Annotated in this window: 13 protein-coding genes and 4 tRNA genes; 9 read left to right on the forward strand and 8 right to left on the reverse strand. The window is 53.0% G+C overall.

From position 1 onward, the window contains the following. Positions 1-38: 38 nt before the first annotated feature. Together KUO20_RS07525 and KUO20_RS07530 are read right to left on the reverse strand one after the other, a co-directional pair. Positions 39-806 carry a VOC family protein gene (locus KUO20_RS07525; protein WP_235042238.1) on the reverse strand — a complete coding sequence of 256 codons (768 nt, stop codon included), beginning with the start codon at positions 804-806 and terminating at the stop codon, positions 39-41. Positions 807-971: 165 nt separating this feature from the next. Next, complete coding sequence (locus KUO20_RS07530) at positions 972-1,235, reverse strand: GrxA family glutaredoxin (RefSeq protein ID WP_235042239.1); 264 nt, start codon at positions 1,233-1,235, stop codon at positions 972-974. A gap of 223 nt (positions 1,236-1,458) precedes the next feature. Between KUO20_RS07530 and KUO20_RS07535 the strand changes: the two genes are divergently transcribed. After that, the gene (locus tag KUO20_RS07535) at positions 1,459-2,232 is read left to right on the forward strand and encodes a 3-hydroxybutyrate dehydrogenase (protein WP_235042240.1); all 774 of its coding nucleotides are present in this window, start codon (positions 1,459-1,461) and stop codon (positions 2,230-2,232) included. Between the two features lie 53 nt (positions 2,233-2,285). On the opposite strand, the gene KUO20_RS07540 is transcribed toward KUO20_RS07535, so the two are convergent. Genes KUO20_RS07540 through KUO20_RS07550 form a run of 3 tightly spaced genes read right to left on the reverse strand, consistent with a single transcriptional unit; the run spans position 2,286 to position 4,565 of the window. After that, on the reverse strand, positions 2,286-2,825 hold the full coding sequence (locus KUO20_RS07540) for a response regulator transcription factor (protein WP_235042241.1): 540 nt from the start codon (positions 2,823-2,825) through the stop codon (positions 2,286-2,288). Between the two features lie 44 nt (positions 2,826-2,869). After that, complete coding sequence (locus KUO20_RS07545) at positions 2,870-4,141, reverse strand: ATP-binding protein (protein ID WP_235042242.1); 1,272 nt, start codon at positions 4,139-4,141, stop codon at positions 2,870-2,872. Between the two features lie 7 nt (positions 4,142-4,148). Continuing rightward, positions 4,149-4,565, reverse strand: coding sequence for a hypothetical protein (locus tag KUO20_RS07550; protein ID WP_235042243.1), 417 nt, complete (start codon positions 4,563-4,565; stop codon positions 4,149-4,151). A gap of 179 nt (positions 4,566-4,744) precedes the next feature. Here KUO20_RS07550 and pyrC point away from each other — a divergent pair, with 179 nt between their 5' ends. Further along, the gene (gene pyrC / locus KUO20_RS07555) at positions 4,745-5,782 is read left to right on the forward strand and encodes a dihydroorotase (RefSeq protein ID WP_235042244.1); all 1,038 of its coding nucleotides are present in this window, start codon (positions 4,745-4,747) and stop codon (positions 5,780-5,782) included. An 80-nt stretch (positions 5,783-5,862) separates the two neighbouring features. On the opposite strand, the gene mtnN is transcribed toward pyrC, so the two are convergent. Further along, on the reverse strand, positions 5,863-6,573 hold the full coding sequence (mtnN, locus tag KUO20_RS07560; protein ID WP_235042245.1) for a 5'-methylthioadenosine/S-adenosylhomocysteine nucleosidase: 711 nt from the start codon (positions 6,571-6,573) through the stop codon (positions 5,863-5,865). Positions 6,574-6,621: 48 nt separating this feature from the next. Beyond that, positions 6,622-7,482 (reverse strand): bifunctional methylenetetrahydrofolate dehydrogenase/methenyltetrahydrofolate cyclohydrolase FolD, encoded by an 861-nt coding sequence (gene folD, locus KUO20_RS07565; RefSeq protein WP_235042246.1) that lies wholly within the window; start codon positions 7,480-7,482, stop codon positions 6,622-6,624. A 223-nt stretch (positions 7,483-7,705) separates the two neighbouring features. Between folD and KUO20_RS07570 the strand changes: the two genes are divergently transcribed. From KUO20_RS07570 to KUO20_RS07600, 7 genes are all read left to right on the forward strand, one after another. Further along, positions 7,706-7,782 (forward strand) — tRNA-Pro (locus tag KUO20_RS07570). A gap of 89 nt (positions 7,783-7,871) precedes the next feature. Then, positions 7,872-7,948 (forward strand) — tRNA-Arg (locus KUO20_RS07575). Positions 7,949-8,019: 71 nt separating this feature from the next. Beyond that, positions 8,020-8,094: transfer RNA gene (locus tag KUO20_RS07580), tRNA-His, on the forward strand. 35 nt (positions 8,095-8,129) lie between these two features. Continuing rightward, positions 8,130-8,204 (forward strand) — tRNA-His (locus KUO20_RS07585). 362 nt (positions 8,205-8,566) lie between these two features. Next, positions 8,567-9,808, forward strand: a complete 1,242-nt coding sequence (locus KUO20_RS07590) for an NAD(P)/FAD-dependent oxidoreductase (protein ID WP_235042247.1) — start codon at positions 8,567-8,569, stop codon at positions 9,806-9,808. Positions 9,809-10,042: 234 nt separating this feature from the next. Then, positions 10,043-11,632, forward strand: a complete 1,590-nt coding sequence (locus KUO20_RS07595) for a peptide chain release factor 3 (protein ID WP_235042248.1) — start codon at positions 10,043-10,045, stop codon at positions 11,630-11,632. Positions 11,633-11,656: 24 nt separating this feature from the next. Next, positions 11,657-12,427 (forward strand): TatD family hydrolase, encoded by a 771-nt coding sequence (locus tag KUO20_RS07600; RefSeq protein WP_235042249.1) that lies wholly within the window; start codon positions 11,657-11,659, stop codon positions 12,425-12,427. Here KUO20_RS07600 and ygfZ read toward each other — a convergent pair. Beyond that, complete coding sequence (gene ygfZ / locus KUO20_RS07605; RefSeq protein ID WP_235042250.1) at positions 12,424-13,395, reverse strand: CAF17-like 4Fe-4S cluster assembly/insertion protein YgfZ; 972 nt, start codon at positions 13,393-13,395, stop codon at positions 12,424-12,426. The two genes, KUO20_RS07600 and ygfZ, sit on opposite strands and share 4 nt — an antisense overlap. Positions 13,396-13,399 lie beyond the last annotated feature (4 nt).

Consider the following 13,399-nt stretch of genomic DNA (forward strand, 5'->3'; position numbering starts at 1 on the left):
ACCTGAATGGCGTAAGACGCGCTCGCTAAGGCTAGCGCCTACGCCATTTCACAGCGGGTATGATCAGGTAGAAGGACTTCAGCAATGCGGCCATCCGTGCTTTCAGCGTGCTTTTGAACCAGTGACAAGCCGCCTAAGCAAACGCGGTGCTCATCGCCCTCGCCAAACACTACTTTTTGCGATGTTGTGGGGTAGAACCGGTGGTGCAGCTGCGGTGAAATAGCAAAGACACCATTTTGATGCTCGTTCAAACCGGGCATGCCGAGTTCGTGGAGTTTTTGATCCAGCGCTATTAATGGCTCGCCCAGCTGCGTGCAATCAAAACCTGCATGGTGCAAGCGCGGCCCCATCACTGCCAGCCAGGCGGCAAGCGGATGAGCCGTTAGCAGCTGCTGGTAAAGTGCCCACGACGGCATGGGCCAAGGCCTGCCACGGCATAGCAAATTGTGGCCTTTGCAGTCCTGTGGGTGCGATTGCTGTACCAGCGCTTCAATCGCTTCGCGAGGAGCCTTGGATAGCGTGCCCATTTGCAGTTCGGCCAGTATCAGCCAGCTGCCGCCATCGCTCGGCGCTAAAAGGCTAATCAGGAGGCCTTTATCTGCCATTGCATAGCGGCCGACTGAACGATACCCCATACGAGCCAAGCTTCCCGTTAGGGCAGTGGCGGCAAACGGGCCATGATTAAGAGTTACTAACGTTAGGTAGTCGGCGGTGGTCGATTGAGGCCAAAGCCTCAGCGCTCCGATGTCGGAATGCGTATGTACATAGTCAAGCCACAGCTGCTGAACAAACTCATGACGCTGCATGATGAACTCCTTTGCTCAAAAGCGGCGCACCCTAGCGTGAGCCGTTGAGTCACTGCTCATTATAGGCAAGCAGGATAGGCAAGAGTTCAACGGGTATTAACGAGCGTTTTAACGGCAAGTTTTAGACGAATAGAAAGACTAGGTTAATGTCAGCAACGACTAGGATTAACCGGCAAGCAGCTGTTTGTCGCGCACAAACTGGTCAAATTCAGTAAAGCCACCAACATGCGCCTGATCGACAAACACCTGAGGTACGGTGTGGATAGGCTTACCCGCTGTTTTGGCAATATCTTCTTTCGTCACGCCTTCGGAAGGCATGTCGACATAGCGGTAACCGTCAATTTTACCGGCCTTTTCTAAGTGTTCCGCGAGATGCTTTGCACGCACGCAGAAAGGGCATGACATGCGACCAAAAATAACCACAAACATAGAGGGCACTCCGTTACGATGGGCTGGACAGGTCACTAAGAGGCAATCATTGAGTAATACATCGCCACTAGTGCCGCGATTAATAGGCGGCTATTGTGACTGAGCCCAACGTTTTTCGCCAATAGCCGCTCACTACGCAAGCTATAATTGACGGTTATCGGCCCATAAGTGCCCTATAGTGATTAATGTCATCGCAAACAACCCTGACGAAAGGAAAATGCCTATGCCTTCTCAAGCGACTACCACGCCGCGTGTTGCGTTGGTAACCGGCACTAGTAGCGGTATTGGTGCTGCTGTGGTGGAACATTTTTGCAAGCTAGGGCACCAGGTGCTCGCGGTAGATTTTAACCCGGCGGGAAAGGCTGTTGCGGAAAAAGCGGGCGCTGCGTTTTATGAAGCCGACCTAAGTGATCCGGATGCCTGTAGAGGTGCGGTCGCTGAGGCGGTTAAGCGTTTTGGCAGTGTCGATATACTGGTCAATAATGCGGGTATTCAACATGTCGCCTCCATCGAGACATTCCCTGAAGATAAGTGGCGCCAGATCATCGATTTAATGCTGACCGCACCATTCTTGCTGACCCAGGCAGCATGGCCGCACATGCGTCAAAAGGGCTGGGGACGAATTGTTAACGTGGCGTCAATCCATGCGCAGGTGGCGTCACCGGGAAAAGCGGCTTACATCAGTGCTAAGCACGGCATGATTGGTTTGACTAAGACCGCTGCGCTTGAAGGCGGGGAGCAGGGTATTACCGCAAACGCAGTTTGCCCTGCCTATGTGAAAACGCCGCTAGTGGATAATCAGATTGCCGACCAGGCCAAGCTGAATAATATGGATGAGCAGGACGTCGTCGAAAAAATCATGCTAAAACAGGCCGCGATTAAGCGCTTAATCGAGCCTGAAGAGGTTGCCCAACTAATCGCTTATCTGATCTCTGATGCTGCGGGCGCCGTCACCGGCTCTAGTTTTAATATTGATCTAGGCTGGACGGCGCACTAAACACGCATCGCTTTCAGTGCGCTGGCGATGCTATACGGTCGCCATTGGTTCATCTAACGACGTACCGGACGTTTTTGAAGCTTACGTTGAAGAGTGCGGCGGTGCATGCCTAGTGCCCGAGCGGTGGCAGATATATTGCCGTCGTGCTCTTGCAGCACTTTCTGAATATGTTCCCAGGTGATGCGGTTAATCGAGGGAGGGTTGTCCGCCAGTTCAATATCGGGATCACCGCCTTGATGTTCAAACGCAACCAATACATCGTCGGCATCGACCGGTTTACACAGATAGTTAGCAGCGCCGAGTTTAATGGCTTCTACCGCCGTAGCAATGCTGGAGTAGCCGGTCAGCACAACGATGCGGCAATGAGGCGAGATAGCCAATAGCTCAGGCAGCAGCTTGAGGCCAGAGCTATTTTCAAGCTTTAGATCAAGCGTTGCCATGGTGGGTAAATGCTGCGCGGCCATCGCAATCGCCTGCTCCGCATCGTGAGCAACAATCACGCTATAGCCGCGCCGGGTGAGCGCGCGATTTAATACATGACAAAACATTTCGTCGTCATCAATGATCAGCAGGCGTTGCTCTTGAGTTGGCATGATGTCCTTAATCCATTGCTGGAGATGCTTTGAGCGGGCTTAGATTAGTTTGGCGCCGCGCAGCGAGGTAGCGTCACTTCTGTCAGCGTACCTCCTTCAGGATGATTGTACAGGCTCACGCCGCCGCCAAAGCGGTTAATGGTGGCATGGGTTAAAAATAAGCCGATCCCCATCCCTTTACTTTTAGTAGACACAAACGTTTCGCCTAACTGGTCGGCAATTGACATTGCAACGCCGGGGCCATGGTCGCGAATATCAATCACCACGTTATCGGCCTGCCAGTCTAGGCGGATCGCAACTTGGTCTGGGTTTGCATCAGCGGCGTTATTGAGTAGGTTCGTGAGCGCTTGGTCAAGCGTGGCATCGACTGCTAACCAAGGGCGCCCGCGCTTTTCGGCCACGCTAAACTGATGGTTCACGTCTGGCCGCAGCACTAGCCAGCGCTGTACCACTCCGGCTAGCCATGTTTCAGCGTCGAGCACCTCCGGTTCAGCCATCCGCCGACGGTCAGCATTCAACACTAAATTTTGTAAGCGTGATTTGCACACGTCTACCTGCTGGCGTAGTAGCACGATGTCTTCATGTAGCACTGAGCTGATAGGGGCGTCATCTTGCATTTCTTTAAGCAGAACGGCCATGGTAGACAGCGGTGTTCCCAGCTCATGCGCAGTGCCCGCGGCTTGAGTCGCCACTGCAAGAACCTGTTCGTTTCGCAGCGCGGCTTCCCGCGTACGTGACAGCGCCTGGTCACGGCTACGTAGCGCATGGGCCATTTTATAAATAAAGAAGGTGACTAGCCCAGCCGATAGGCCGAAATTCAGCCACATGCCGAGCACGTGCAGGCTAAGCAGGTTATCGCTATTGATGTGGCCCAGCTGATGAATAGGATGATAAGAGAACATTAAAAACGTATAGCCGGCCATTGAACACACGGCAATGATCCAGGCATGGCGCCAGGGCAGTGTGGCCGCCGCAATGGTAATCGGTACTAAGTAATAGGTAATAAAGGGATTGGTAGAGCCACCCGAAAAGTAAAACAGCAGCGTCAAGCCGGTTACATCCGCGAGCAGGTGCAGCAGGTACTCAATATGCGTCACCGCGCGAGGGCGCCCGAGACGCCACCAGGTGGCAATGTTAAGCGTTCCCATAGCAATCACTACGCCGACTACCGGAATGACCGGTAAGTCGAAGGCCAGCAGCTCAACGCCGACAATGATGGCGATTAAAAAGCCTGTCCAGGTGATGCCGCGTACCATGGTGAGTCTCACCAAGTTACGGTTGGGGGTGGACAGCGGAAGAGGAAGGGCGGTTTGCATGGTGCGTTTACTTCGTTTTGGCTTTTAAACCGTGAATGACAAACTTGATAAATAGAGTCATGACATAGGTTGTCCAGCCGGCAGAGGCCAGTATGTTAAACAGCAGCATTTTAGGCGGCAGCCAGGCGCTACCCAGCAAAGCAGCGAGCATAATGTGGAAGAACATCGCCAGTAAAAGCGGCAGGGCTAAAATATGTATCCACATATCGGTGCGCCGTTTGCGGATATGATAACGGCGCAGTAAGTAGCGCAGTGGCCGGTGAGCCCAGCTAAAAACTACCAGAGCACCTAACACCAACAGCATGGCAAGCGTGGGTTCCGTACTGCCGATATAGACAGACAGCGAGATAGACCACGCGAGACTAAGCCACATCAATCCTTCCAGACTGGCAATAATGTCTGCATAGCGACGCACGTTCTGCATAAACAATCCGATCCTTGCCGATAAACTTGCTTGTGAAAACAGTCAGTGAAAAAGTGTCGTCATGATACGACACTTGAGCAATGCTGTGGGGGCTTGAAGAGTGGATTTATCCAAACGGCTAATTGCGTATACTGTGCGCACCCTTGTTTTAGCGACTTTACTTCAGCACAGGACTTGCCGTGGATACTGTAACTCTGACCCGCCCAGATGATTGGCATCTTCATTTACGCGACGATGGCGCACTAAAAGCCGTGGTAGGCCATACCGCCGCTCAGATGGGACGCGCAATTATCATGCCCAATCTAACGCCGCCTGTGACTACGACTGCTCAAGCGCTTGACTACCGCCAGCGTATTTTAGACGCATTGCCAGCGGGTAGCACTTTCGAGCCGTTGATGGTGCTGTATCTCACCGATACCACGCCGCCCGAGGAAATTGAGCGTGCTGCGCAAAGCGGTATTGTAAAGGCAGTGAAGCTGTACCCCGCTGGCGCCACGACCAACTCCGATTCTGGTGTCACCGATCTGGCGCACTGCGACGCAGCAATTGCCATGATGGTGAAGGTGGGTATGCCTTTGCTGGTGCATGGCGAGGTGACCGATGCGCAAATTGATATTTTTGACCGTGAAGAAGTGTTCATTGAGAAGGTGATGAAACCATTGCTGGGGCGTCATCCTATGTTGAAGGTAGTGTTTGAGCATATCACCACCCAGCAGGCGGCCGAGTTTGTCGCTCAAGCACCGGATAATGTGGCCGCCACTATTACGGCGCATCATCTGCTGTTTAATCGTAATAAAATGCTGGTGGGCGGTATTCGCCCGCACTATTACTGCCTGCCCATTTTGAAGCGTGAGCAGCATCGTCAGGCGCTGTTAAAAGCCGCAGCGAGCGGTAGTCATAAGTTCTTCCTCGGCACCGATAGCGCGCCTCATGCGCAGGGTGCTAAAGAGTCAAACTGTGGCTGTGCCGGTGCTTACACGGCGCCCGCAGCCATTGAGCTTTACGCTATGGCTTTTGACGAGATGAATGCGCTGGACAAGCTGGAAGCCTTTGCAAGTCTTAATGGCCCGCGTTTTTACGGTCTTTCGCCAAATGCTGACAGCATAACGCTGGAGCGGCGTGAGTGGCGTTTGCCTGAAAGTTACCCTTATGCGGAGGGCGAGCAAATTGTTCCGCTGTTAGCGGGCGAGGCGCTGAGCTGGGCAATCAAGGCGTAGGCTTAAACTTAAGCGCTGTACCGTCGGCCATGTTGCCGACGGTACCAGTCACTTAATTCAGCCAGCGCTATAGGTTACCGTTAAGCGGCGTTGCCTAGCTGTTTAAGCATTTGATCGACCATTCTTGACGAGTGATCGGCGGCCATTGCTAAGAACTGATCAAACGAAAGATGGTTGTCACCGCTGCCGGGAATGTCAGAGAGGGCGCGAATGACCACAAACGGGCATTGATAAAGATGGCACGTTTGCGCAATGGCAGCGCCCTCCATCTCGACGGCCAGCATCGTTGGAAACTGAGCGCGAGTAGCGTCTACGCGGGCAGGATCTGCCATAAAGGCGTCGCCGGTAGCAATCAAGCCTTCACGAACCTGCACTTCGCCTAGCGAGGCGATAGCGTTACGAGCAATGCCGCGAAGCCGCGTATCTGCGAGATAAGCAGCGGGCATGCCCGGCACCTGGCCTATTTCGTAGCCAAATACCACGGCATCAACGTCGTGATGGCGTACTTCATCTGAAATAATGACATCGCCAATAGCTAAGTCGGCAGCAAACCCGCCTGCTGAGCCGGTGTTAATGACGGCATTGGGCTGATGGCGTTCTAACAAAATTGCCGTACCTACGGCGGCGTTTACTTTGCCAATACCCGAGAGCAGTACGATGATCTCAAGGCCGTAGCGTTTGCCCGTATGAAAGACAAAGCCTGCGTGCTCATAGCGTTCGGCGTCTTCTAGCTGGCTGACCAAGGCATCAACCTCTTGCGCCATCGCGCCAATAATACCAATGCGCTTCACTGCACAATGCTCCTGAGTAAAAGGGAAATACCGTCCCGAACGTTGTAATTACTGCGTTAGGTCGTGTTGTTCTGCTGCTTCTAGCGTGTTTTCAAGCAGCGTCGCTACCGTCATCGGGCCGACGCCGCCAGGCACCGGTGTGATGAAGCTTGCTCGCTCGGCCGCCACTGCGAAATCGATATCACCGATTAGCGTGCCGTTTTCTTGGCGGTTGATACCCACATCGATAACGACAGCGCCAGGCTTTATCCATTCCCCCTTCACAAGACCCGGCTTGCCGACAGCCACCACCAATATGTCGGCGCGGCTGACGTGCTCGGCAAGGTTTTGCGTAAAGCGATGGCATACGGTGGTAGTGCAGCCCGCTAACATCAGTTCTAACGCCATTGGGCGGCCAACGATATTAGAAGCGCCCACCACGGTGGCATCTAAGCCGCGTAAGGCTATATCGCTTTGAGCGAGTAGGGTCATAATGCCTTTAGGGGTGCAGGGGCGTAGCGCGGGCATACGCTGCGCTAAGCGGCCGATGTTATACGGGTGAAAGCCATCAATATCTTTGTCGGGTCGAATACGCTCTAAGATAGGCCCAGCGTCAAGATGCTTAGGCAGCGGTAGCTGCACCAGTATGCCATCTATATTCGGGTCGTTATTGAGCTGGTCTACCAGTGCTTCTAACGCAAGCTGTGACGTGTTGGTTGGCAGGGCGTGCTGCAGCGAGATAATACCGGCTTGCTCACAGGCGCGATGCTTATTATTGACATAGACTTGAGAGGCGGGATCTTCCCCAACCACAACAACGGCTAGTCCCGGTGCCCGTAAACCTGCTTGTCGGCGTGCGGCGACTTTTTTGGCAACTTGTAGGCGGACAGTAGCAGCGATGGATTTGCCATCGATTAGTTGGGCGGTCATGTTCTGGAATCCCTGTGGACGTTGATAAGGGTGATATCGATAAGGGCTATGCATCGTCGTACTGATGTAACGGCGCGCTTTAAAGGCGGCAATTTTCGCATGCTAGGGCATCCAGGCAAAGCGCCTTAACGAATAACCACTTTAGTGGTTGACTTTAAATTGAAAGATAGTAATATATGCCTCGCTTGGACGGGCAGAGCAGTAGCGTCTAGGGTGATAGAATCGGGATGTAGCGCAGTCTGGTAGCGCGCCTGCTTTGGGAGCAGGATGTCGGGGGTTCGAATCCCTCCATCCCGACCACGCCTAACGTGAAAGCTGATAGTTTGCTTTTCTAAGCATTGGTTGTGGTCTAGTGCTCATCAGTATTCTTATTTCTGAATGCTCTTTGTGCGCCCATAGCTCAACCGGATAGAGCAACGGCCTTCTAAGCCGTAGGTTGCGGGTTCGATTCCTGCTGGGCGTGCCACCGTATTCAGTGGTATCAACCTGTCAGAATCGTATCTTCAATCATGCTTGTATTACGTAAGATTGTCGTTGGTGGGTGTAGCTCAGGGGTAGAGCCCCGGATTGTGATTCCGGTGGTCGTGGGTTCAAATCCCATCATCCACCCCAGTGACAATTTATGCGTTCCCAGTTTTTAGGTTGTGGTGGGTGTAGCTCAGTGGTAGAGCCCCGGATTGTGATTCCGGTGGTCGTGGGTTCAAGCCCCATCATCCACCCCATTCCCTCATCGATCATATCTCTCCTCTTGTTTATATTTAATTTTAATGCCCTTAATTGGGTTTTTTTGCGTTTCTGCGCTTTGATTTTTCCTTTCAGTTTTTCTTTAGCTTGGCCCCGAATAGTCGTGCCTGAGAGCTTTGGCATCAGCAGCTGAAATGCGTCGATGGAAGCGAGATTTGCTAATGTGCCTCTCGTGATAATAGCCATCTATCTACCTTGGTAGTATTAATTGCTAATTTAATAGATCAAAAGAGAGTTTTAAGCTCTATAAAAGCTATTTGTTTAGTGATATTTTTCAATAAGTTGTTTTTATCTTTGTTGGTAGCAGTAATTCTGAATTCGCAAAGGGGAGTGGATTACGATGGCGCGTCAAACGGTGGTTTTAGGTGCAGGCATGGTAGGTGTCTGTATTGCTTGGCATCTGCGCCAGCGCGGGCATGAGGTCACCCTGGTGGACCGCCTTCAGCCAGGTCGAGAAACGTCATTTGGCAATGCCGGTATTATTCAGCGTGAAGCGGTCAGGCCCTATCCTTTCCCGCGTGACGCCAAAACGCTGCTAAGCGTTCTGCCCAATCGCAGAATAGATATACGCTATCGACCATCGGGCATGGTCAATGCTGTCTTTCCTTTGTTGCGCTACTGGATGAACTCGGCGCCTAAGGCGTACCAAAAAATCGTTCCGGAATACGCATCGCTAATTCAGCTTTCACTAAAAACGCATGGGCCGATGATTGATGCCGCTGGCGCGGATCATTTAGTGCGCCGTCAGGGGTGGCTTGAGCTTTACCGCACAGCCAATAAGTTAGCCGCTCGTATAAAAGATGCTGAAGAGGCGCGAAATCTTTACGGCGTTCAGTTTGAGCAGTTGGATCGGGCTGCCCTTCTGGAAAAAGAGCCCTCGTTGAGCGACAGCATTATCGGTGCTATTCACTGGCTCGATCCTTGGACGGTGGCTGACCCAGGTGCGCTAGTGGCCGCCTATGCAAATGCATTTAGTCAGGATGGCGGGCGCATACTGCAAGCTGATATTGAGTCTGTGCAGCAAATGGGTGAGCGTTGGCAGGTAACGACTGCCTGTGAGGTAATAGAAGCAGATGACGTAGTCGTTGCCCTGGGGCCGTGGGCAGGTAACTGGTTAAAGTCGTTGGGCTATCATTTCCCAACTTTTGTAAAGCGTGGCTACCATATGCATTACGCCACACAGGCACCGGCTAAGCTCAATTACTGGCTAATGGATGCAGAGGTTGGCTACTTGCTCGCGCCAATGAATGCGGGTGTGCGGCTAACAACGGGTGCCCAACTTGACCGCTTAGAAGCGCTGGCTGATGCTAAACAGCTAGATGCTGCAGAAAAAGTAGCCCGCCACGTATTCCCGTTAGGCGAGCGGCGCGATGCAGTTCCTTGGAAGGGCGCCCGGCCTTGTCTTCCCGATATGAAACCAGTCATTGGGCCTGCACCGCGTCACCCCGGCCTATGGCTTGCTTTTGGCCATGGCCATCAAGGATTCACCCTAGGCCCTGCCACGGGACACCTGCTGGCGGATATGATGGAAGGCAAAGAAACGGCTATCGATATGGCGCCGTTTCGTGCGGATCGTTTTTAAACGCCTGCATTTTAGGTGTTGATTGGTGCCTTGCCGTGTATTTGCCGCTAAGTATTTTAAAAAACGCTGACACTGTCAGCGTTTTTTTTGACCCTCTAGTAGGTAGTGCGGCCTTGACGTCACCCGCGACAACAACAGCCTCCAGGCGGTACAATTAGCGCAATGGACATTGCTCAACGCGCGGTGATTGTAAAATTGCATGCTGCACTGAGACTACAAATTCGAAGAGGCACAATGAAAGACACTCATTTAGCCCGTGAAGCTGAGCTTCGCAGGACATTCGCTATTATCTCGCACCCTGACGCCGGTAAAACCACTATCACCGAAAAAATGCTGCTGTTTGGAAACGCTATCCAGCTGGCCGGCTCGGTTAAGAGTAAGCGTAATGACCGCCACGCTACCTCGGACTGGATGAAAATGGAGCAGGAGCGGGGTATTTCAGTAACGACCTCGGTGATGCAGTTTCCCTATGGGGGGCGCATCGTCAATCTGTTGGATACGCCCGGGCACGAAGACTTCTCTGAAGATACCTACCGCACGCTAACGGCGGTCGACTCAGCGTTAATGATAATTGATGGTGCCAAAGGCGTTGAAGATCGCACCATCAAGCTTATGGAAGTATGTCGGCTACGCACCACGCCGATCTTAACGTTTATTAATAAGATGGACCGCGATACCCGCGACCCTATTGAGGTCATGGATGAAGTCGAAACGGTGCTGAATATCCAGTGCGCGCCGATGACCTGGCCGATTGGCATGGGGCGCCACTTTAAGGGTGTGTATCATCTTTATAATGACGTTATCCATCTTTACACCCAGGGCCAAGGTAGCCGAATTCCTGATGATAAGCGTATTCAAGGCCTGCATAGCCCCGAGGTAGATGCAGTGCTGGGAGAAGAGCAGGCCGAAGAGCTGCGCATGGAAGTTGAGCTGGTTCGCGGCGCTTCTCATGAATTTGATCTTGAGGCATACCGCCGTGGCGATTTATCGCCCGTTTATTTCGGTACTGCTATGGGCAACTTTGGCGTGCGCGAAATGCTAGACGGTTTTGTTGAATACGCGCCGCCGCCTCAGGCGCACCAAACTGACACGCGTGACGTCATCGCGGATGATGAACGATTTACCGGCTTTGTGTTTAAAATTCAGGCCAACATGGATCCCAATCACCGAGATCGTATCGCCTTCCTGCGGGTATGCTCGGGTAAGTACGAAAAGAATATGAAGATGCGCCACGTGCGTATTGGTAAAGACGTCAAGATTGCCGATGCGCTGACGTTCATGGCGTCTGACCGCTCTCACGTCGAAGAGGCGTGGCCTGGCGACATTATCGGTCTGCACAACCACGGGACTATTCAGATAGGCGATACGTTCACCGTTGGCGAAGATATGCGCTTTACCGGTATTCCTCACTTTGCCCCCGAGCTCTTTAAGCGCGTGCGGTTAAAAGATCCTTTGAAGATGAAAGCGCTTCAAAAGGGCCTGCAGCAGCTGTCTGAAGAGGGCGCAACGCAGGTGTTTATGCCGATGGATAATAACGATCTGATTCTTGGCGCCGTAGGTACTCTGCAGTTTGATGTCGTTGCCCATCGCTTGAAGGAAGAATACAAGGTCGACTGCCTGTACGAAGGGGTCAATGTGCAGACGGCGCGCTGGGTCTACTGTGAAGATGCCAAGAAGTTAGAAGAATTCAAACGTAAGGCCAGTACTAACTTGGCAATCGATGGGGGTGGCTATCTGACCTACATCGCACCAACCCGGGTAAACCTTCAGATGACCCAGGAGCGCTGGCCTGATATCCGCTTCCAGCCTACGCGGGAACACTAGTTTTTTTATAAGTCTAGGAGCTCTATGCTGGTTGACGCCCACTGCCATCTCGATTTTCCTCAGTTCGATCATGACCGAGCTGAGGTGTTTGATGTCGCGAAGGCGGTGGGAGTCTCGCACTTTGTCATTCCTGGCACGACCCGAGAGCGCTGGCAGCATGTGCTGGCGCTGGCAGAGCGGGGTGATACCTCGGTGTGCTTGGGCTTGCATCCTTACTTTATGGCGCAGCATCAGGAAGAAGATCTTGCCGCTCTTGATCAACTGCTCATTAAGCATCTAGACATCGTGGCGGTGGGCGAGTGCGGGATTGATGCTCGCTTTGAGGCGACTATTGATGCGCAGTGGCACTACTTTGATGCTCAGTTAAGGCTGGCCGAGCGCCACTCGTTGCCGGTTGTGGTGCACTGTGTACATGCTAACGATGTGGTTGCAAAGCGCCTGGGCCAGTTTTCGCTTCCTAAAGCCGGTCTTATTCACGCTTTTTCAGGTTCAATTGAGCAAGCTCGTAAGTTTCTAGCGCTGGGTTTCAAGCTAGGCCTAGGCGGGGCGGTTACTTATGAGCGCGCCAAGCGATTACACCGCATGGTAAAGGCACTGCCCGATGACGCTTTTGTACTCGAAACCGATAGCCCCGATATGCCGTTAAATGGCTATCAAGGCATTCGCAATGAGCCAAGCAGGCTGGTCGAGGTGTGCAAAGCGGTGGCTAGGCTGCGCGGGCAAACAACCGAACAGGTAGCGGCGCAGACCAGCGCTGTCGCCGCAACGCTGTTTGGGTTGAGCATACAGCCTTAGCTGTTAAGGCTGACCGCTAGCTGCTCGGGATCTACGCGTTCAATCGCATAGGGCAGCGGTAAAAGGGTAGCGGGTGATCCTGACAAAAAGATGGGCGTCATTTCGTCGGCGATTTTGGTGCTCATAACCGCCAATAGCTCAATGCCACCTAGCGAGTTTGGCGCGCTGATCACCACTTCGCCTACCGATTTATCGTCACTATTCACCAGGCTGGCGCCTGCTTCTGGAAGCGTTTTTGTCTCGACGCTGACGCGCATAAGGCGCTTTTTAACCTGGCCCCGGAAGTGAGCTCTCGCGACGACTTCTTGGCCGGTGTAGCAGCCCTTTTTAAAACTAATCCCGCCAAGCGCTTCCCAATTTATCATCTGGGGTAGGAAGTGGTCCTGCTGAGCATCGGTTAGCCACGCTAAGCCGCTGCGAATATCTTCAAGCTGCCAAGCGTTGCGGCCCGCATCGTCATCCTGTATAGCCACAGCGTCGCCGTTGATGGCACTGTCGAAACAGAATAAAAAGCGCGGTGTCTCACCCAGGCAGCGCACACTGAGCGCCTGCTCGCTGTTAATGTGGGTGGCAACGTGTTCGGGAAGCTGCAAGCCGAGCTGATCCGCCAGTGTCTGTGCACCTTCGCTGGCGCCAATGAAGGTTAGCTGAGGCTGGAGAATCAGCTCAGCGCGATAAAAAGCCGCGAATTTTTTAAGATGACTGGCTAAGCTGTCGACTAATGTCGTGCTCAGCAGGAGACGAAAATGCTCGTTGCTCAAACGCAGCAGCTGGGCATTGGCGAGCATTCGCCCTTTTGGCGTACAGAAACAGGTGAGCGGTGCAAAACGTCCATCAGCCAGGCTGACCTGGGCGCTGGTTTGTCCTTGAAGGAATTTTTCTGCATCGGGACCTTTTATATCCAGTGCCGCTAAATGGGTTAGGCGGACGCAGCCAAGGGCGGGGTTGCTAGCGGAAACGGTCGCCATAAAA

The sequence above is a fragment of the Vreelandella profundi genome, from assembly GCF_019722725.1.
Taxonomy (GTDB): domain Bacteria; phylum Pseudomonadota; class Gammaproteobacteria; order Pseudomonadales; family Halomonadaceae; genus Vreelandella; species Vreelandella profundi.